General features: G+C 41.3%; 18 protein-coding genes. 9 read left to right on the forward strand and 9 right to left on the reverse strand.

The genetic code is table 11. The features are described from left to right. Positions 1-31: 31 nt before the first annotated feature. The 7 genes from ACOAOT_RS22420 to ACOAOT_RS22450 all read left to right on the forward strand — a co-directional run bounded on the left by ACOAOT_RS22420 (position 32) and on the right by ACOAOT_RS22450 (position 8,003). On the forward strand, positions 32-2,596 hold the full coding sequence (locus ACOAOT_RS22420; RefSeq protein ID WP_420218971.1) for a transglutaminase-like domain-containing protein: 2,565 nt from the start codon (positions 32-34) through the stop codon (positions 2,594-2,596). A 189-nt stretch (positions 2,597-2,785) separates the two neighbouring features. Further along, positions 2,786-3,094, forward strand: a complete 309-nt coding sequence (locus tag ACOAOT_RS22425; protein WP_104437915.1) for a PTS fructose transporter subunit IIB — start codon at positions 2,786-2,788, stop codon at positions 3,092-3,094. A gap of 21 nt (positions 3,095-3,115) precedes the next feature. Continuing rightward, positions 3,116-4,222 (forward strand): PTS fructose transporter subunit IIC, encoded by a 1,107-nt coding sequence (locus tag ACOAOT_RS22430; RefSeq protein ID WP_420218973.1) that lies wholly within the window; start codon positions 3,116-3,118, stop codon positions 4,220-4,222. Between the two features lie 30 nt (positions 4,223-4,252). Continuing rightward, positions 4,253-5,137, forward strand: coding sequence for a class II fructose-bisphosphate aldolase (locus tag ACOAOT_RS22435; protein ID WP_420218974.1), 885 nt, complete (start codon positions 4,253-4,255; stop codon positions 5,135-5,137). A 16-nt stretch (positions 5,138-5,153) separates the two neighbouring features. After that, on the forward strand, positions 5,154-7,100 hold the full coding sequence (locus ACOAOT_RS22440; protein ID WP_420218975.1) for a BglG family transcription antiterminator: 1,947 nt from the start codon (positions 5,154-5,156) through the stop codon (positions 7,098-7,100). A gap of 12 nt (positions 7,101-7,112) precedes the next feature. Further along, positions 7,113-7,562, forward strand: a complete 450-nt coding sequence (locus ACOAOT_RS22445; protein WP_420218976.1) for a PTS sugar transporter subunit IIA — start codon at positions 7,113-7,115, stop codon at positions 7,560-7,562. Positions 7,563-7,598: 36 nt separating this feature from the next. Further along, positions 7,599-8,003 (forward strand): cupin domain-containing protein, encoded by a 405-nt coding sequence (locus ACOAOT_RS22450; RefSeq protein ID WP_420218977.1) that lies wholly within the window; start codon positions 7,599-7,601, stop codon positions 8,001-8,003. Between the two features lie 72 nt (positions 8,004-8,075). Here ACOAOT_RS22450 and ACOAOT_RS22455 read toward each other — a convergent pair whose 3' ends face one another. Both ACOAOT_RS22455 and ACOAOT_RS22460 read right to left on the reverse strand, forming a co-directional pair. Then, positions 8,076-9,149 carry a lactonase family protein gene (locus tag ACOAOT_RS22455; protein WP_420218978.1) on the reverse strand — a complete coding sequence of 358 codons (1,074 nt, stop codon included), beginning with the start codon at positions 9,147-9,149 and terminating at the stop codon, positions 8,076-8,078. Positions 9,150-9,224: 75 nt separating this feature from the next. Next, complete coding sequence (locus ACOAOT_RS22460) at positions 9,225-11,249, reverse strand: KUP/HAK/KT family potassium transporter (protein WP_420218979.1); 2,025 nt, start codon at positions 11,247-11,249, stop codon at positions 9,225-9,227. Between the two features lie 291 nt (positions 11,250-11,540). Between ACOAOT_RS22460 and ACOAOT_RS22465 the strand changes: the two genes are divergently transcribed. Together ACOAOT_RS22465 and ACOAOT_RS22470 are read left to right on the forward strand one after the other, a co-directional pair. After that, positions 11,541-12,509, forward strand: a complete 969-nt coding sequence (locus ACOAOT_RS22465) for a phosphotransferase (RefSeq protein ID WP_420218980.1) — start codon at positions 11,541-11,543, stop codon at positions 12,507-12,509. Between the two features lie 17 nt (positions 12,510-12,526). Next, positions 12,527-13,333, forward strand: coding sequence for a DUF4037 domain-containing protein (locus ACOAOT_RS22470; protein WP_420218981.1), 807 nt, complete (start codon positions 12,527-12,529; stop codon positions 13,331-13,333). 104 nt (positions 13,334-13,437) lie between these two features. Here the strand turns inward: ACOAOT_RS22470 and ACOAOT_RS22475 are convergent, their stop codons facing one another. The 7 genes from ACOAOT_RS22475 to ACOAOT_RS22505 form a co-directional block, all read right to left on the reverse strand. Continuing rightward, a complete protein-coding gene (locus ACOAOT_RS22475) occupies positions 13,438-15,237 on the reverse strand; it encodes a glycoside hydrolase family 2 protein (protein ID WP_420218982.1) in 1,800 nt (599 codons plus the stop codon). Positions 15,238-15,272: 35 nt separating this feature from the next. After that, the gene (locus ACOAOT_RS22480; protein ID WP_420218983.1) at positions 15,273-16,103 is read right to left on the reverse strand and encodes a carbohydrate ABC transporter permease; all 831 of its coding nucleotides are present in this window, start codon (positions 16,101-16,103) and stop codon (positions 15,273-15,275) included. Continuing rightward, positions 16,093-16,992: a carbohydrate ABC transporter permease gene (locus ACOAOT_RS22485; RefSeq protein WP_324293205.1), complete on the reverse strand. Its 900-nt coding sequence runs from the start codon at positions 16,990-16,992 to the stop codon at positions 16,093-16,095. The genes ACOAOT_RS22480 and ACOAOT_RS22485 overlap by 11 nt, the downstream gene beginning before the upstream one ends. Before the next feature lie 72 nt (positions 16,993-17,064). Continuing rightward, positions 17,065-18,477 (reverse strand): extracellular solute-binding protein, encoded by a 1,413-nt coding sequence (locus tag ACOAOT_RS22490; protein WP_420218984.1) that lies wholly within the window; start codon positions 18,475-18,477, stop codon positions 17,065-17,067. Between the two features lie 333 nt (positions 18,478-18,810). Beyond that, positions 18,811-19,731, reverse strand: coding sequence for an ArsR/SmtB family transcription factor (locus tag ACOAOT_RS22495; RefSeq protein ID WP_420218985.1), 921 nt, complete (start codon positions 19,729-19,731; stop codon positions 18,811-18,813). 118 nt (positions 19,732-19,849) lie between these two features. After that, positions 19,850-20,629 carry a class I SAM-dependent methyltransferase gene (locus tag ACOAOT_RS22500; protein ID WP_420218986.1) on the reverse strand — a complete coding sequence of 260 codons (780 nt, stop codon included), beginning with the start codon at positions 20,627-20,629 and terminating at the stop codon, positions 19,850-19,852. Between the two features lie 85 nt (positions 20,630-20,714). Continuing rightward, positions 20,715-21,335, reverse strand: coding sequence for a TetR/AcrR family transcriptional regulator (locus ACOAOT_RS22505; RefSeq protein WP_420218987.1), 621 nt, complete (start codon positions 21,333-21,335; stop codon positions 20,715-20,717). Positions 21,336-21,388: the final 53 nt, after the last annotated feature.

Below are 21,388 nucleotides of genomic sequence, written 5' to 3' on the forward strand. Positions count from 1 at the left end.
AATGAGATGATTAAGCGGAGGAAAATTTGTAATGTTTACAGAACATTTGCAGAGGTATGCCCAGGAAAAATATGAACTCAGGCTTCCCTATTTAAAAGATTTAAAAGAGGAAGTTGAGAAAGCCATGGAAGGCTGTAGCTTTGAAGAACAGGTGCTCATGAAATTTTTGTATGGTACGATGCCGCTTAGGGATGCCGGAGAATATGATTTTAACGTATTCCTGGGATTTGTTAGGCATTCTCTTATGGTTTATGAGCAGATGGAATGGTGCCGGGAGATTCCGGAAGATATCTTTTTGCATCATATATTGTATTACCGGGTTAATACGGAGAATATTGAAGACTGCCGCCAGTTTTTTTATGATAAGTTAATTGACCGGGTCAAAGGACTTTCTGTAAAAGATGCAGTGCTGGAAATCAATTACTGGTGTGCGGAAAATGGAACTTATGAGTCGTCCGATAACAGGACCATTTCTCCGGTAACCGTTTATAAATCAGGTAAAGGCAGATGCGGGGAAGAGTCCACCTTTGCGGTTACGGCTTTCCGGAGTGTGGGAATACCGGCGAGACAGGTATATACACCCAGATGGGCTCATTGTGATGATAATCATGCATGGGTTGAGGTGTTTGTGGATGGAAAATGGCATTTTCTGGGGGCGTGTGAGCCAGAGGAAGTACTTAATAAGGGCTGGTTTACCAATGCATCTTCCAGGGCATTGCTGGTGCATACCAGAACCTTTTCTGATTATTCTGGTGATTCAGTAAAGGAGTGTCTGGGTCAGGAGGATTTGCTGGTTTATTATAATGAAACCGCCACCTATGCCCGGACTAAACTTTATGAAATACAGGTGCTTGACGATGAGAGCAATCCTGTAGAAAACGCTTCGGTTTCTATTGAAATACTTAATATGGCGGAATATTGCAGCGTGGCTTCCCTGCTGACGGACAATCAGGGTAAGGTGACAATTACCATTGGTCTGGGCGATGTACATGTCTGGGCAGGTAAAGGAAAACTTAGCTGCGAAGCATGGATTTCAATAGAAGATGAGGATCATACAGTGCTGTATCTGAGGGATGAGAACAGAAAATCCTCCCAGGAAATCTGGGTTGATACAGATGTCAGAGCCCCTAAGGATTATCCGATGCATTCGTTTAAACTTACCAGAGAGCAAAAAGAAAGAAACAGAGACAGGATTAACAAGGCGAATCAGGTGAGGGAAGAAAGGATTGCAGGGTACTTTAGAGAAGATGGTTTTGCAAGTCCAGAGCAGAATCATATTTTACGGTTATCGGCTGGTAATTTTGATGAAATTAACAGGTTTATGAATCGGGATAATAACCCGGATCGGGAAGTTATGCTGGAAAGTCTGACTATTAAGGATTATAAAGATGCCAGTCCGGAGATCCTGGAAAGTCATTTAATTGGAGCGGCTCGGTACCGTAAGACATGGGAAGATAACAATAAACTGGATGTTTATGCAAAGTATATACTCTGCCCCAGAATATTATTGGAAGAGATGACGGACTACCGGGGATTTATAGATGGATTCTTCGGTGAGAGCCAAAAGGAAGAATTCCGAACCAATCCCAGGGCTGTCTGGCGGTACGTGAAGCAAAATATAGGTTTTCAACCCAAGCTTGATTACAAGACTATAACGTCTACACCGGTTGGAAGTCTTAAGCTTTTACAGGGCAATTCCCTTAGTCAGAAAATATTATTTGTAGCAATCTGCCGTACTTTGGGCATTCCCGCAAGGATTAACCCTGTGAATCTGGAAGCTGAGATATATGAGAACGATTGTTTTGTATCTGTGACCGGAGAGAAAGTAGGAGTAAAGTCACAGACTGGAGAAAATGGAAAACTGTTATTGCACGCAGATCTGGACATTGTACCGGTTTATTATCAGACGTGGACCATTGGTATGAAAAAAGATGGAAAGTTTGTAACTTTGGATTATACTGGGTTAAAGTTTCAAGAAGGCTTATTGAGTCTTGACTTAGCACCTGGAGAATACCGCCTTATTACGTCCGTCCGTCTTCCAAGCGGAAACCAAAATGCCAGTGAATATTTATTTGAGCTGAAAGCGGAAGAAGTAAAGACGGTCAACATGCGTCTGCGTACTGGAAGTATGGAGGATATGCTGGTTGACTATGTAATGAATGATTTTGAAGTGAACTTGAAAGATAATATGAGCGAACATACGGTTTTTGCATCGGTACTTATGGCTGAGACGGCCAATATACTGGCTGTCTTATCTGAGGGGCAGGAACCCACCGAGCACGTTCTTAATGAAATGCTGGAGCAAAAGGATTCCTTAAATGCTTTGGAGGCCCAGATTATTTTTCTGCTGCAAGGAGAAGCATCTTTAAAAAATTTAACCATGCAAAAGGTTCTCAAGGCAATTCCCGGAATCAAGGTGGGGTACTTTAACTTTGATGAGGGGGTAGAACCGTTGGCTCGTAAAATGTATGTGGACCCTGAAAAGCTTCCGCTTTTAATTGTCACGAATCCGGGGTTAAATGCAATTTATGCATGCAGCGGTTACAATGTGGGGAGTGTGGCACTGATGGAGAAGCTTCTGTGCTTAAGTAAGTAAATACATGTTTGTAAAGAAAAAGGCCGTCCTGAAGGATGGTTCTTTTTTGTTGGAGAAAATAGCATAACCAACGTTAATCTGGTTAAGGCTTTACTAAAAAGTTACCACAATTGAGGGCATAAGTTCTTTTACACCGGTTAAATAAAGGATGATATTATCATTACAAACAAAAGAACAGGAGGCAGGAAAGTGAAGATAGTAGGAATAACAGCATGTATTGCAGGAATTGCTCATACTTACATTGCAAAAGAGAAGCTGGAGGGTGCTGCCAGAGAAATGGGGGATGAAATTAAGATAGAGACACAGGGATCTATCGGAATTGAGAATGCACTTACACCTGAGGACATCGCCGAAGCAGATGTGGTTATCATTGCTGCAGATATTGGGATTACCAAAGACCGTTTTAAGGGGAAACCAGTGATTGAGATTCCCATCAGTCTTGTTATGAAATCTGCGAAAGGTGTAATAAAGAAAACACACGAAAAATTAGAGAAATAAGTGCAAAAGGAGAGGGTAAAAATGAATAGTAAAAAGAATAACATTCAGCGTCATGTTATGACGGGTATATCCTACATGATACCATTTGTTGTTGCAGGCGGTTTGTTGTGCGCACTGGCTAAGGCTTTGGGAGGATACGATATTGGAAATGCGGTAGAGGCTGGGGCAACCCCTTTTAGTAATTTAAACCCGTTTACATGGCTGGGATTCTGGTGGGGTGTTAATAAGATCGGTACATTTGCAATGGATTTTGCTGTTGCAGTTATGACAGCAGGTGTTGCGTATTCGATCTCCGGACGTCCCGGAATTATGCCTGGTCTGGTTATCGGTTATTGTTCATCACAGTCTAAGGCAGGCTTTTTGGGCGGATTACTGATGTCCTTCATTATCGGTTCCTTTATTAACTGGATGAAAAAGTGGAGAGTTCCGAAATGGAGTCAGGGCCTTATGCCAGTAATGCTGATTCCTCTTATTTCAACTTTGGTGTGCGGTATGATATTCCTTTGTGTATTCTCAATACCAATGTCGTTCCTGATGACAAAATTTCAGGCATGGATTATCACATTAAATGGTGGAGCAAAGGGCATAATTGGTGGTGTTATTGGATTTTGTATGGGATTCGATCTGGGCGGTCCTGTGAATAAAACAGCTTCTATGGCAGCAAATGCATTGTTGGCAGACAAGATTATGGGACCGGCAGCAGCAAAAATTATTGGTGGTATGACACCCCCAATCGGGGCATTTATCTCTACTCTCATTGCAAAGAAAAAGTTTAGTGCAGACCAGCGGGAGGCAGGAAAAGCGGCATTTCCAATGGGATTATGTTTTATTACAGAAGGTGTTTTGCCATTTGCAGCATCAGACCCTCTGCGTTTTATACCGGCATCTGTAATTGGTTCCGCTGTTGCAGGAGCAATTGCCGTAGGATTTGGTTGTGAAAGCCCTGCAGCAGCAGGCGGAATCTTTGTTGTTCCCATGATGAAGAATCCGATTGTATTTATTATAGCTCTTATTATAGGTTCTGTACTTACCGGTGTTATTTACGCATTTATCAAGAAACCTTTAGATGAACAGGATACAAGTATAAAAGAAGATGAAGATTTCGATTTTAATATCGAAATACAATAGACGTAAAAGTAAAATGGAGGAATAAGTATAATGTTAACTTCAATGAAAACAATTCTGGATCATGCCCATAAACATCATTATGCGGTAATGGCCATGAACAGTATTAATATGGAGATGGTGAGAGGTGCAATTACTGCAGCTCAGGAAGCCTATTCCCCCATGATTATCCAGTTTGGATGCGGACAGATGAAAAATCATGCACATGCGGAGGAAATGCTTCCCATGATCAGGGAGCTTGCAGAGAGGGTATCGGTTCCCATTGCATTAAATCTTGATCATGCCACAGATTATCAGATTATAGCAGACTGTATCAACCGGGGATTTACCAATATCATGTTTGATGGTTCGTCCTTAACTTATGAAGATAATATTGAAAGAACCGCAGTGGTAGTGGCAATGGCACATGCAGTGGGGTGTTCCGTAGAGGGAGAATTGGGACATGTTGGTATGGCGGTGGATTCTGACGATACCAATCTGGATCTTTATACGAATCCCCATCAGGCGCTGGATTTTGTAAATAGAACTGGTGTTGACGCACTGGCCGTAGCGGTGGGTACCGCCCATGGGGACTACCCCAAAGGTAAGATTCCAAAACTTGACTTTGACCGGTTAAAATTATTAAAGGAAACTGTTGATGTACCCCTGGTACTTCACGGCGGGTCCGGTTCTGGAGAAGAAAATTTGAAAAAGGCCATTGAATGCGGAATTAATAAAGTAAATGTAGCTACTGACGCATTTTCCACAGGCAAAAAGGCAATGATGGCGGCTCTTGAACGGGAGCCTGATATGGACTATATGCATATGTGTATGGAAGCGGAAAAAGGAATAAAAGAATTTGTAATGAATTATATGAAGATTCTTGGTTCTGCAAACCGATATAAGTTCTTAGATGCCATTGCAACGGGAAATGAATAAATAAAATGGAGAATAAATGAGTAACGCAGGTGAGAAGGCATACTTAAATAAAATACTGAAAGCTCTTTTGGACAATGAAAATATCCCGGTTTCCAGACTGGCTGATCTGCTGGGAGTCTCGGTAAAAACTGCCAGAACCAGAGTGGACCAGGTGGATGAATGGCTGCAGCAAAAGGAACTGGGGCATATAGAGAAGAAACCGGGTCTTGGTGTTTGTCTGTATACTACAAGGCGTACGGAGCTGCTTGCAATGGGGTATTCTGAGAGCACGGAAATAACTGAGGATATGTCAAGGAACAATCAGATGATTGGAATGCTTTTAAAGTATGCCATGGATAAGCCGGTTACTCTCTGGCAGCTGGCGGAACGCATGTATATGAGTGCGCCTACGGTGTCTGTTCTAGTAAAGTCTGTGGAAGGCTGGTTTCAAAAATATAATATAAAGATTGTGACTGTGCGGGGCAGAGGGATCGTGCTTCAGGGTGATGAAAAAACCTACAGGCAGGCCTTAGTAAATTATATGGTTTATATAATGCCGGAAATCACGGATGCCCTATTTGAGACTTATGCAGCCGGGGTAAATTATGCAAGGGTAAAGAGTATTATTGTGGATATGGAAAATGCATGGAGAATACAGTTTGCTGAGAATTCATTCCGGACTGCCTGGATTATGGTGTGTCTGTCCATCAAGAGAGCTGCCCATCCTCTAAAACAAGACGAGAGTGAGACGGAAGACAGCTTAAGGGATTTTGCAGAATATCTGTTTGCAAAATCAATTTATGATAAGGTGAAATCAGAATTTTCCATTCAGGGGATGGATGAGGATACTCTGCTGCTTACCTCCATGCTGCTGTCTGCCAGAAAGATTGGAAATGACGGTACAGAAAATATGCGCACAAACCCCAGTTATTTCAATCAGCTGCTGCAGCAGTTTGTGGGAGAAGTGATCAGCACAATTGCCAATGTTTTAAATGATGATTTATCCGAAGATAAAGTGCTGTATGATGGATTGCTCATGCATATGCGTTCTGCTATTTTCAGAATGAAGTATGGTGAGGAGCATCCCGATAATATCAGTAAATTTGTAAAAATAGAGTACAAACAGGTGTATCTGGCAACATGGTCAACAAGCTCTCTTTTTGAATCGTATTACGGGGTGCAGATCACCGAGGATGAAATATCAAACATTGCGCTGTATATCCAGTCAGCCCTTGTCCGGAAAACCATACCCATGAAAGCATTATTGGTCAGTAATTCAGGAATGGGACCTTCCCAGCTTATGATTGATTTGATAAAAAAGAATATTCCTGAGATTATTTTCGTAAAAGCAATCAGTGAACATGATTTTAAGCCGTTTATGTGTGATCGCTATGATGTGGTTTTTACAAATATAAATTTAAAACACAGTCATGACAGAATGATAAGCATTGGACAGGCCCCCACGGATAAAGACATATTTTCTATCAGAGAAGCGGTGACCCGAATTCGAAACAGTAAAGGAAATATGCGCTTTCGGGCATCCAGTATCTGCCATCAGCTGTTTCGAGCAGGTTATATGCTGGTTCACCCCGCTGTTAACAATAAAGATGAACTCCTTCGGCTTATGGTGAACCAGCTGCTGGAATCTGGTGATGTATCTGAGGATTATTTAAAAAATGTAATGGACAGGGAGAAAGCAACAACAACTGCTGTTGGGGGAGGCGTGGCAATTCCACACGGTAATAACCAGGCGGTCAATGAATCCAGAGTGGTAGTGGCAGTTTTGGAGAAGCCCATCGGGTGGCATGAGGATATGGTAGATGTGGTATTTCTCCTGGCGCTTAAAATGGATACTGATCTGCAAAAGGCATGTACCCAGCAGTTCTATAAGGATTTTATTTCCCTGACTGAAAATGATGAGTTCATGAAACAGATACGTCAGGTGAAGACTGGACTGGATTTATACCAGTACTTTATTAAGTAGAGGAGTGAAAATATGGCTGTGAAGGCTATTTTAGATAAAGAAGTTATTGATTTGGATATGGTGGCTGAAGATAAGGAATCAGCTATCCGGTTCCTCTCGGGTCTGCTTTATAAAGCAGGATATATCAGTGATATTGATGGTTTTGTAAAGGACGTATTTGTAAGAGAAAGCGAAGGAATTACAGGCATTGGAAATCATGTGGCAATTCCACATGGAAAGTCTGATTTCGTAAAAAAAGTCGGAATTGCTATTGGTAAAACAAAAAACATGATTACATGGGAGTCTTATGATGAACAGCCGGTTCATTATATATTTCTGTTTGCAGTACCGTCTGATAATGAAAATGCAACGGTTCATTTAAAGCTGTTATCTGAACTGGCCGGAAAACTTGGTAATGAGCAGACGATGGAAAAACTGGAAACCTGTAAAAACTTTTCTGATCTTACAGAGGCGTTTGAGTGATAGAAAATACAAGAAACAATGAGAAATGAGGAACAAATGCAGATGAAAATATCAGAAATACAGTATGATGGAGAGGCTCTGAAAAGAGTTTATGAAAATCCTCAGTGGACAGTAGGAATCAAGAATTGGAAACCGGCCAATGATATTGAACAGATTGGAAATCTGGAAAGACATAATTGCACAGATGAGCTGTTTGTTTTGCTGAATGGAAGCTGTTCACTTGTCTATGCCACAGAAGAGGGGGCTGGCCTGGATATTAAAATTGTTGAGATGAGGCCATACGCAGTTTATCAGATTCCGCCTACACTTTGGCATAATACCATTATGACGAAAGAGGCAAAATTGATTCTGATAGAAAATAGTGATACATCTATGGAAAATTCAGATTTAAGGGATTTGACAAAAGAAGAGGTATCCTTTCTGAAAAATCAGATAAAGTAATTATTATACTGGGGAGTATATATTAAGGCGTTGCTTTGTCAAATTGACAGGCAGCGCCTTTTTGGCTGTAATCTAATTATCTGCGAAGCATAAAGTGGCTAAACTTTGTGATCCGATATCTGGCAGATAAGTATTTCTCAATACTGCTGTTCTGGCTAATTTACCACCTGGGTCTATATGGAAAATGCTGATTGAACCCTGGTTTCCGTTAAGAACATACAGATTATTGGCGCAGACACTGCTGTCAATCGGAGAACCCATTCCATTGTTAGTACTGTATCTGATATTAGAAACGCTCATATGGCCCTCGCAATCAACCTCATACGCGGTTATGGTATTACTTCCGGCATTGGAGGTATAGGCAAATCCATTTTCTGAGAGGGCGATCCAGCAAGTAGCTTTTTGATAATTTAAAACCGATGAGCTGATTACAGACAGTGTTCCATTAGGGTTGACTCTGTAAGAGGATATCGCATTTGTCCCAGCTTCTGCAACCAGTATTATTTCATTGGTTAAAAAGACTGCGCCAAAAGGCCCCGTTCCGCTGGAATTGCTGATAATTGGGTTGTTTAGAGATCCATCTGTCTGTATGGTGAAAATATTGAGAAGATTGGTGTTCCGCTCGGTGACAGCAATTATTTTACAATTATAATTAGTGACAATGCATGCAGGCTTGGCATGGGGTGAACTTAATTGTTTTGATGAACCAGCAATTTCTGTAAGTATGCCGTTGGCATCCACATAAAAGCCCATGATATTAGAGGCTATGGTGCTTCCGTTGCCTGCATTTGCCACATAAAGAAGGCCGTAACAGGCAGTCAGACTGATTGGCTGAAACCCCCCGGAGGGTTTCACGTCTGCCAGAACCAATGCCCCCGAACTGGTAATCCTGAAGCTGGAGATGCTGTTGTTTCCTGCATTTACTGCAAATAGAAAATGTTTATCAGGAGAAAGTATGACAGCCCCTTGTGAACTTAGCGGGTCTTCATTTGGAGATCCTGTGCCTTTGCCGCCTGTCTGGTAAGATATCACATGGACAGTATCACAATAGGAGTCCAGTTTAAGGGCTATTACTTCATTGTTATCAGCAGCATTTGTCATAGAGTAAATTAAAATTTTATATGGGCAGTTAACTGTATCATACAAATATCACCACTCCTTATATAATCTATAATGCATTAAAGGATATTCAATATGGGGGGATACTAGTATTAATACTTTTTACTTTCTATTATTTACCTTTTTCTGTTCCACTCTTTTTAAAATCACCCGGTTTGAATGTCCAAGAAACATAGGCACTCTTTCAATATAAACATCACTGGTGTCAAGCCCGAACCAGTTTGAGGGGGAGGCTGTGAATTTCTGTATAAACAGTTTTGTGTTTAATACGAACGAGTCCCAGGCGGATAATGTGGCATCACGAGATAAAATCTCCTGGATAAATACAAATCTGAAATCTCCCAGCTTTCGGTTGGGAAGAATGGAGTAGCTGTTTGACTGAGGTTCAATTTCCCCGTTTTCCACCAACTCCGTTGATATCTGCCGCAAAAACACATTCAGGTTTTGATCAATACGAAAGCCCAGTTTTAATTGAATTTTTATGATATTGTTTGTGTTGAATTTTTCAACCGTATATTCTGCCTGATAGGGTTCATCAGTTACGTTAACATCTACAAACCAGTAAACATCTGCTTTTTTTGGTCGTTTATCTAAAAGAAAATATAATATTTTGCGTTCAATTTCCTTTGAATTTGGACATTTGCTTAAACACACCAGATTACTGGCATATTTGGGAACGTCAGGATCCTGGCTTAACTGAGTCAGTAATTTTAAATAATTATCAAGGGGCACAAATTCCTCATAACGCACCCGGATCACATGAGCTCTGTCCCAGAGATACATAATAAACAAAATGGATACTGCTATGATTATGGCTACAAATCCGCCATGGAAAAACTTTACGATGTTCGCAATAAAGAAAGAAATCTCAAAGCTCATAAAGAAAACAAGCATGATGACTGCAAGCAGAATGGGTGTTTTCTTCTTAAGCATATAGTTATAGAGCAGAATAGTTGTCATGAGCATGGTAACTGTTATTGCAAGACCATAGGCTGACTCCATTTTCTCAGAGCTTTGAAAGTAGAATACAATTCCAATACAGACTATCCATAAAATCCGGTTGATTGCAGGTATATAAAGCTGTCCCTTGGAAGGGGAGGGGTATATGGTATGGAGTCTGGGAAACAGATTCAGTTTAATTGCTTCTGATACAAGTGTAAAGGAACCTGATATCAGAGCCTGAGATGCTATGATTGCAGCAAGGGTAGAAATTAAGATGCCGTAAACAAGCATACCATGAGGAATCATCTGGTAAAATGGATTAATGTCTTCTGTCAGAGCAAACACGGGATTGCTTTTTGAAGATAAAATCCATGCACCCTGACCAAAATAGTTGAGTAATAAACATATTTTAACAAATGGCCAGGTAAAGTAGATATTCTTTCTGCCTACATGCCCCAGATCAGAGTAAAGTGCTTCTGCGCCAGTAGAACACAAGAATATGCTGCCCAGGATAAAAAAACCAAGTTTATTGTCAGGGCTGAAAAGGGTATTAATCGCGTAATGGGGTGACAATGCACGCAGCAGAGAAGGATTTTGCGCGAGATTAATCACTCCGAAAAAGGCCAGGCTGCAGAACCACAAAAACATGATAGGACCGAATAATTTACCAATGGAATCTGTACCAATGTGTTGAATAAAAAACAGAATACAGATTATGAAGATAACCAGAGCGATGATACTTCCCTGATTGTCACCAAAAAGCTCGTGAAAGACTGGCAGCAGTTTCAGACCCTCAACAGCGGAAGTCACGGTTACTGCCGGAGTAAGCATACCGTCTGCCAACAGTGCGGAACCTCCGATCATTGCCGGGATGATCAGCCATCTGGAGCGGCTTCTGACCAGTGTAAAAAGGGAAAAGATACCGCCTTCACCATTATTGTCGGCTCTTAAGGTTATAAATACGTATTTTATACTTGTTAATATGGTGAGTGTCCAAAATACCAGGGACAGGGTTCCAAGAATAAAATCTTCGGAGACAGTCTGAATACCGCCATTTCCATATAATACAGATTTCATTACGTAAAGCGGTGATGTGCCGATATCTCCATATACAACACCTAATGTTACCAGGATTCCTCCAAGTGTTAATTTAGAAATACTTGATTTTTTTGATATTAATTCCATGTCATCCTCTTTTTATATATTTTATTTCAAATCAAAAAAACCTTTGCTGTAAAGTAAATATTACAACAAAAGTCTTGTCACTCTCTCACGGCGCTGATTATAGTATGCTTTAATAGCCGGAATAATAATCGTCATGATGCAGCAGCAGATCACATTTCTGTGAACTATGGGGTATTTTACAAAAAACAAAATGGGATGTCAATAAAGGATCCGTTAAGAAAGCTTGAATTCTATTACGTTTAGTGATAAGTTTGTTACAGAAAAGGAAATATGTGGAGAAAGGGAAACTATATGGAAGCAGATAAGGTTGAACCGTTCATGAAGTTAAAAACAAAGGTGGTTTTTGGAGATTCTTTTATTCTGAATCGAATGACAAGAATTCTGGGAGGTGCACAAAAGCATACATATCTGGCAGAGACTAAAAGTGGGTTTTGCTTTATTATTTACATATGGGATAAAAGCACTACGTATTTTACTTATGATGAGGAAAAAGATATTTTTTCATCCAGCAGTTCTTTATTGTTTGAATTAAACAATAAATTGATGTTACAACATAACGTGCTCACACCAAAGTTATACTTTATGGATAGAAGCAAAGGAGAGCAGGACTATGAATATGCTTTTGCAGAATACATAGATGGAACTGATATGGATGATATAATTGCGCAGCAGGAAGACCGATTGCCCAGAGTATTATGTTCTTTAAAAACCAGTATTAATAACCTGCATAAAATAAAGAGTGATTTTGTGGGGCAGTTAAACCGATTGCAAACGGAAGAATTTAATGTCCTGGAACATTCACTTAGAACCGCACAAAAGAATATCGGATATTTAAAGGCAGCAGATGGTAGTAATATAAAATTGTATATGGGAGTATGGGATAAATTGCTGGAGCTGTCAAAGATTATGGAGAAAAGGCAGGAGTATACCTTTATTCATGGAGAGCTGGGACCAAATCATGTACTGGTTGATAAATATGACAATGCTTACTTAATTGACATTGAAGGAGGCAAATATTGTGATTTGGAGGAAGAAATAAGTTTTCTAAATATCCGGTTCGGCAGTCTGCTGGAAAATCTGGAAATGGATTTGGATTTAGATCGGATGGAGTTCTATCATATTGGACATTGCCTGAACAATTTGTCGGGAGCGATACAGCTAAAGTTGAAAGATTATTACGATATGGACGATGTAAATGGAATGATTCAGCATTTTAATGGCTTACTGAAAGAGGTAGTGAGGCAGCAGGCGGTTGATTAAGTCGAGAGGAAATTGATATGAATGTTCAGCAGATAAAAGATAGGCTTGTGTGTGAGATATTAAAATGTAAATATGTTAAAGGGATCGCACAGACTGGTGACATAAATGCAGTATTGGTCCCCGGAAAAAGTGATATTGATCTGTTTGTTCTTTGTACGGTTATTCCGGAGAAAAAAGAACGGGAACGGATCTATGCTTCCTTTGCTGGAGAATACTCAGAATGTACCATGAATGTATGCAATGGCGGTATGTGGGGGTATGGGGATATATTGGTTATTGAAGAAATTGAAGTTATGCCTATGTATTTTACCGTAAAAGAGATGACGGAGTATTTGGAAGAGACTTTACAGGGAAAACATCTTGGTATGACAGGGGGCTTTTATCCTACAGGAAGATTGTCCAGCGTGGAGTCCATTCATATCCTATATGAAGAGGATTCTGTCTGGTCAGAGATGAAAGCAATGGTGAAGAAATATCCGCCAGAACTGTTTCATAAGCTGTTTCAGTATCATATCTCACGTGTGCTGAATGAGGAGGATCTGGGCAGAGCGATTTTGAGAAAAGAAGTTCTATTTTATCATCAGGTGCTGGAAAATTCACTGGATCATTTGCTGCAGGCTCTTTATGCACTGAACCATACATATTTTCCCAGCCGAAAAAGAATTGAGGGGTATATCCAGAGATTTGAAAATAAACCTGGGCATTGTTATGACAAGCTTTTAAGGATTCTTGAATTGGCAGCTTTTAGTGATACCATAGAGGAATCAGTAAAGGAACTTGAATTACTGGCAGGTGAAATTGAAAAGGCAGGAAACTATAATTAGGTGGGCGTTATTGCGGTTTCTAACTGTGCAATTATAAAAAGCAGGCCTCCGCTCTGTTTAGACATATAGAGAGGAGGCCTTATAAAACTTTATTAGATTTCATCCTACCGGAGTTCATCTCTCCAGTATGCCACTTTTCTTTCATTGATTTCTTTAATTACTTCAGGATCTACTTTATAGTTTCTGGAGATATCCATCAGACCATTGATCTCCTGTTGTACATCTGTAACCTGGGTATAGCAGTAGCCGCAGACATAGGGAATTTCTTTTATAGCGGTTGTAATACTGTCAAACCTCTTTAAAAAGTCTTCTTTTGTATTGACTTTATTTCCATATCCCCAGCCTTCTTTATCACTGTCAAATGCAATGCCTCCAAATTCACTGATGATCACTGGCTGACCTTTGTAGGAAAAGCCGTTTGCAAGGGCGGATTTGGAAGTGGAGTGGTAAATCTCCGTTGTCATAATTTCTTCTTTATACTGCGTATATCGCTTTTTGAGAATCTCGCCTGCCTCTTCATAATCATGCAGAGTAAGAATATCGGAAACGGTATGTTCCCACCCGTCATTTACGATAACCGGGCGGTATGGGTCAATGCTCTTTGTCAGGTGATAGATCGCTTCTGTAAAGTGCTGCTGTGTTCTGTTTGTCTCAACCTGTGGGACACCCCAGGATTCGTTTAAAGGAGTCCAGGTGATAATGGAGGGGTGATTATAATTCTGTTTTACAATATCTAGCCATTCCCTTGTAAAAAGTTTCACTGCCCTGTCGGAATAAATGTAGGCAGCAGGCGCTTCGCTCCAGATCAGCATTCCCTTTACATCACACCAGTAAAGGAATCTTTCATCCTCTGTTTTCTGGTGCTTTCTTAAACCGTTATAGCCAAGTTCATGAATTTTATCAATATCCTGGATTAATGCTTCCTCATCTGGGGGAGTCAAATGAGATTCCTCCCAATATCCCTGGTCAAGAATCAGCCTTTGATACAGTGGTGCTCCGTTTAGAAGAATGTTAGGACCTTTGATCCGGATCTCGCGCATTCCAAAGTAAGAACCAATTTCATCCCACACCTCTCCATTAAACCGGGTACTAAAGCAGATGTCGTAAAGATTTGGTTCGGCAGGAGTCCACGTACGAATTCCCCAGGGGTAGCCTGCCTCTGCAGCCACCAGATCAACGGAAATTTTTGTGGGATTTTTCGCTATGGCTGTCAGAACTTTTGTCACAAATCTGCCACCAAAACTTACCAATGCCTCCACTTCCAGTTTTTTTCCGTCCAAAGCTTCAGGACAGTCCACTGTATATTCCAGTTCCAGCCTGCCTTCCGGCAGAATAGGAGTCATTTTCACTGAGTGTAAGCTGATGTTGGGGACATACTCCATCCATACGGTCTTCCAGATTCCTGTTGTCTGAACATACCAGCAACCGAAATTCTCGGATATCCATCGCTGTTTCCCTCTGGGCTGCTGTGCATCGGGATGATCCTCGGCTTTAACGACTACAAGGTTTTCGCCATCGGTTATAAGATTTGTAATATCGAAGGAAAAGCGGGAATATCCGCCTTCGTGCATTCCGGCCAGTTGACCATTAATCCACACCTTTGTAAGAAAATCACTTCCCTCAAAATGCAGAATCAGCTTATTGCGTGTTGTTTTTGCCTTATCAGCTTGAAATGTACGGGCATACCACACATAATGATGAATTTCTTCGTCTCGAATATTACTTTTCTTCGTCTCATAGGTGAAGGGGACACATATCTCTGTTTCCCTGTGAAAACTCTTATACCAGCCTTCTTCCTCTCCTTTGTTGCTGTCGTCAAAGCTAAAGTTCCAGATTCCGTTTAAACTGGCCCAGTCATTTCGGACAAATTGTGGTCTTGGATAATCTTTTTGATAGCATAACATGAAGTTAATTCTCCTTTATCTGTTTTATACTTATGTCAACCCTTGACGCCGGACATGGTAATTCCCTGTACAATCTGTTTTTCAAAAATCAGGTATATGATAATAGCAGGAATTGATGCAATCATATTGGCCGTCATCGGTTTCACATAATCCACGGTGTAAGTTCCGGCAAAAATGGGGATTCCCACAGGCAATGTAAATTTACTACTGTCCATAGAACAGAGTAAGGGCCAGAGATAGTTATTCCAGCTCCCTATAAATGCAAAGATACTGATGGTTGAAAGGACTGCCTTTGACAGCGGCATGACGATTCTGGAAAAAATTGTAATCTCCCCGGCGCCGTCTATTCTTGCGGCTTCAATCAGGGAATCAGGAATACCTTTAAAAAAAGTAACCATGATAATTAAATTCATGGAAACTGCCACAGATGGCAGAAGGAGACCTGCATAAGTATCAATCAGATGAATATTGTTGGCTGTAATAAACAGCGGAACAATGGTGGCCTCTCCTGGAACCATGAGCCCCAGTAAAAAGTAAAAGAACAGTTTATTTCTCCCCATAAATTTAATTTTTGACAGAGCATAAGCAGCCATGGCAGAGAAGAGAAGGGTTAAAACTGTAACAAGAACCGCAACCACCACGGAATTAAGAAGCCATTTGGCAACATCTGAGCCAATAATCAGATCCAGATAATTCCCAAAGGTGTATGGGGGAGAAAACCAGCTGACTACGCTTTTAATCTGCTTTCCCTCATATTGCAGCGATACAAAGAAAGCCCAGATCACAGGAGCCAGAAAAATGATAGCCAGCCCGGCTGACAAAACGGTCAAAATAAGACTTCCGGCTTTTGCTTTTTTACGCTTCATCTTTTTGTTCCCCCTTTTTCTGAATTGCTTTCTGAATCAGGGTACACACCACCAGAATAGCAAACAGTACATATGACATGGCAGCCGCATATCCCATATTATTTTTGGTAAAGCCCGTTTCATAAATATACTGGATCAATGGTTTGGTGCTTCCCGCTGGTCCTCCGGCCGTGATCAGCTGGATCTGACCGAATACTTTAAAGCTTGCAATAATCTGCAGCATCACGATTAAATACGTGGTGGGTTTTAGCAACGGGAGGACGATGGAGAATAATTGCTGCCATTTTGCAGCCCCGTCGATTTCCGCAGCTTCGTATATTTCAGGAGAGATATCCTGCAAAGCTGATAAATATAACAGCATGGAAAAACCGACAGTCCACCATACGGTCATTATGGTGACTACCGCCCATGCATGATTTGTATCGATCAGCCACTGGATTTCCGACCCTGATTTTAAGAGGCCGGTCAAATGAAGAATACCGTTTACAAAACCCATGTAGGGCGCAAACATATATTTAGCAATAAAGGACGCAACTGAAACTGAGATAATGCTTGGAAGATAAAATGCGATCCTTAATCCACGTCTGATCTTTACCGGCCGATTGGCAAACAGAGCAAGTATCAGAGCCATGATTACCAGAAATGGAACGGAAAGTGCAACAAATATAATCGTATGTTTTAGTGCATCAATAAATTTTTGATCCGATAAAAACTTAATATAGTTATCCAGCCCTACAAATTTTACCTTCCCCATTAAGGACCATTTATGTAAACTTACATACAGCCCCTGAATGACCGGCCAAATAGTAAAAACTGTATATAAGGCCAAAAAAGGAAAGCACAATCCAAGACCTGTCGCCATATCTCTTATTTTTCTGCTTCTGCTCAAGGTTTAAGTCCTCCCAACCATACAAACCGCCTTGTTCAGAGGGGGAAATAATCCCCCTCTGCTTACCTGTTATTACGGAAGATTTGATTCAAGCTCATCGTAAAGAGTGTCAATGCCGGATTTGGCATCACCCTTTCCTGTCCAGATCGTATCAAGGCTGTCAATCATGCCTTTCTTCATACCGTTAAAAGTTGATACCTTCGCAGGAAGAATTGCTTTCTCAACTTCGGACATGTAACTGCTTCTGTATGGAAGAGCCTTATATTCATTACTTGCAAGAACTTCTTTGCATGCCGGAATCTGACCGGAACCAGCCCAGGTAACGCCGCCTTTCATGGACGCTGATACCATGAATTCCACGGCAGCCTTGCAGTCTGCTTCATTCCTTGCTTTTTTTGTTGGAAGAATGAATGTATGGGAATCTGCCCAGCAATTGTCTGTATCAAAGAGCTTAGGAAATGGTACTGGTATAAAGTTTAAGTTATCTGTCTGTTCAAAGGCTCCAACGGCCCAGGTTCCGCCAATGCAGATTCCTGCTTTGCCGCTCTGGAAGAATTTCTGGTGGTCATCAATACCTTCCTTAACATAACCTTTGTCATAAAGTCCTTTTACAAACTCGGCCGCCTTAACGGCTTTATCCTTATCAAGAGTCACTTTTTTGCCGTCATCGCTGACTATAGGAGTACCTCCCATCTGGAAATAGGATGCCCACCATAAGCGGTAAGGGTCATCTCCGTTGCTGGTAAGGGCGATAACGGAACCATCTGCTGGAATCACGGATTTTATTTTATCGCAGACAGCATAAAAATCATCAGCGCTTTTGATATCGACTCCTCCGCTTCCGTTTAAGGCTACTCCTGCCTGTTCTAATATATTCTTATTAAAATACATTATCTCTGCATGAGTATCCAGCGGCACCGCGTAAACCTCTCCGTCAAATGTAACAGCATCTATGGAAGCCTGGGAATAATGCTGGCTAAGATCAATTCCCAATTCCTTAAGATAGGGAGTGATCGGCTGTACTACACCATCTTCCACTAACTGAGGCAGAGAAGAAGCATGGGATATGCCGATATCAGGTCCTTTATCAGCAGCAACAGCCGTCTGAAGCTTGGTATAATAGTCTGCCCATACCAACATGATGGACTGTACCTGCTTCGTAGGACTGGTACCATTGTAATCTTCAATCATCTTTGACATAAAGCCGCCGTCGCCTCCGCTGAATAAGGACCACATTACCAGCTTGTTGGCATCCACTGCAACTTTTTCCGGATTGTTAACCGTTCCGTCGTCGTTGACATTCTTTGTTTCTTCCGTAGCGGCTGACGTTTGCCCTGATGCAGTCTCTTTGCTTTCCTGTGTACTGTTTGCTGTCTGAGTACTCCCGGCAGTCTGGGTTGCGGTGGTGCCTGAGCAGCCAGACAGAGCTGTCATTACCAGTGCTGCTGCACCTAAGGCAGCCATCCATTTTTTGCTTCTTCTCATAATTACCTCCTTATTTTGTTTGAATGCATACACTATAAACCAGTTCACTGCCATTTAGATATAATTGTTTTAATAACAGTAATGCTGATTTAATAAAGCAACAATACACCTTTTTATTGTGTAAGTCAATATATTAAAATAGAATATATGAATATATTTGTATATATTTTATATTTACAACAGTAATAATGTTATTAACTCATTTAAATTTCCTTAAAAAAATAGAAATTCTGTTATAACCATTTATTTCTGTTTTCCGGACATAAGACAATAAAAAACAACCATCTGGAAACAAACATATTTTCCAGACAGTTGTCTTGTTATAAAATGTAATTAATATTCTATCTCCATTAAAATATCCCTGGGATAATCACCGAAGGTCTTGCCAAAAAGATTAAAGCCGCCTTCATACCTGGCGTTTTTCTTATTTCCTATGGTCATTGCAACAAAGGGTTTATCCGAAATTGCAATATCGCTGAGCCTGACTTTTGAGACCTGTTCCCCATTGATATAAGTTCCGTCTCCCCTGATTTCCCACTTTACCCAGATGCCGTATTGCGTAGAGCCGTTGGGCCAGAGCGGAGGTGTAAGTCTGCCTCTTCTGGATCCAAAATCTCCCGGACAGCACCAGGTGGCACATTCGATACCGTTTACCCACAAGGTAATGTCGGATCTCCAGTTTTCGGCATAACCAGGAGCCTCTGAACATATCTCCATGGCAAACGACAGGTTTACAGGAAGTCTGCCGGCCGGCAGCTGATTGGGGAACTTATATTGCACATATCCCTTTGATGTCCATAAAAGTCCGGCATTCATCCGTTCTGGCAGATAAAAGCTGTACTCTTTATCCTCCATTCCAATAACTCCAGTCGGTGTATATAAACCGCAGGTGGGGAAAATGCTGCAATCTACAAATGAGCCGACCGGCATCTCGATGCTGACTACCTGGTTGATCTGACTGCTTCTCGGTAGAAAACAAAGATTGGCATAATCCTGTTTCCGGCTGCAGACCTTCATAGTTCCGTGGCTCCCGGGCTGCTCCTCCATTCGAATTAAGTCTGCAGCCTCAAGAAGCTTTAAATGAAATGCAGTACTGGACTGTGGCAGCTCAAGAGCTTCCGCTATCTGGCTTATGGAATAATTGTCCTGATACAACAGTTTAATGATCTCCAGCCTTACGGGGGAGGAGATTGCCTTGCCGAATTCACAGATTTCCTTGATGTTCTCCAGGGTAAAATCTTTGATTTTTGCCATGATATCACCTTCCTTCCTTTTTTAACCTTATATGTACTTTGCGGATCTTTGTATTTGATATTTATAATACTCTATCCTTTGGGAGGCTGTCAATCCGGTCAGATTCCTTTTAAAAAACTTATTTCACCCCATAAAGTATTCCAAGTCCTGACAGCAGCCATGGTGCTTTTACGTAGAAAGGAATGCATTTCATATTTTCTGAATGAGGAATATAATAAATTTCTGTAATTCCTTCTTTTTTCAGTTCTTCCACCAACGCTTTCATATCACCATATATTGTTTTTTGTTCAAATAAATCGTGAAAGGCGAAAACCCCGCCTTTTTTAACCACCCTGAGAGCCTCCCGGACTACCTTACGTTTGTCGTGCTGTGTCATAACCTCGTGGAAAACGAAATTACTGATTACAGCATCAAAGCTTTCGTTCTGAAACGGAATTGCAGCAGCGTCACCTTTTATGAATGTAATGGGCTGAACCTGTTCAATCCGCCTGTTTTCTTCACACTGCTCCTTGGCATAGTTCCATTGTGCTCCCCAATAGTCGATTCCGGTTATTTCTGCTTTTGGAAATGCTTTGGCGCAGCGAATGGTGAGTGCACCGGAGCCGCAGCCGATATCCAGAAGGGTGCCATTTCCGTTCCAGGAAAGATGATTCAGTAATTCGCTGTGAATGCCCCTCATTACCCCTCTTCCTGTGAAGGAAAACGCATGGCGGCAGACCTGGTGATAAACGGACAGAATGGCTGACAATATGGTCAGCACCAGAGCCGCTGCGGCCAGAATGTTCACCTGAAACAGATAGGTGAACATCAAACTGAGTGCCAGAAAGATGACGGTTGCGGTCCAGAGAAACTGCATCATTGTTTTGGAAATCCAGTTTCCGTAGTTTGGTTGTTTCATATTTAAAATACCTCCTTTTAATGTGGCAGCATAACAGCTGCCTGTTTTTGTTATATAAAAAATCCAGGGCACCATGCCCTGGATTCTATAACTGCTCTTTATGATTTTGTATTAGATGTGTAAACCCGCCTTCTGCATAACAAGCCAGCATATCATTGAAAAATAATGTCTGTGACCTGTCGTAATTACCTTTTAATAGCTGTATGTTTCCGTAGATACGCATCTCTGCCAGAAGCTGTATGAATTCTGGATCGGGTACGTGACCGATGGCTTTTGTAAAATGAGTCATAAAATGTTTTTTAAGTTCCTGCTTTAGATTATCCATAAAATGCTCTTTTCCGCTGCCAGTGGATTTTTCCAGCAGTATGAGTATCTCTCTGCGGTGTCTGAGTTCAAGATCCATCATAGCCCGGTCGTTATCCAGGGCGGTGGACTGATCTTTGAGCTCCCGGTCCGCAAGAGTGTTTCCAAGACTGGTCCATTGTTCTATAACTGGTTCCACAATAGTGGAAAACAGCTGCTGTTTTCCGGAGAAATGAAAATAGAAGGCACCGGTAGTAACGCCGCAGGCAGCACAAATTCTGCGAAGACTGGCCTGTCTGTAACCTTTTTCATAAAATTCTTCTATACCAGCCTCTATAAGCCGTTCGCGGGTTGTTCCGGCATCGGACTCCGGTGAAAACGGGATCTCCAAATTTTGCTTCATAATTGCTGTCTCCAATCTTGTTGTATCTGCATAACAACTGTTATGTTATCACA

Source organism: Lacrimispora struthionigena (genome assembly GCF_048627165.1).
Taxonomy (GTDB): Bacteria; Bacillota; Clostridia; order Lachnospirales; family Lachnospiraceae; genus Lacrimispora.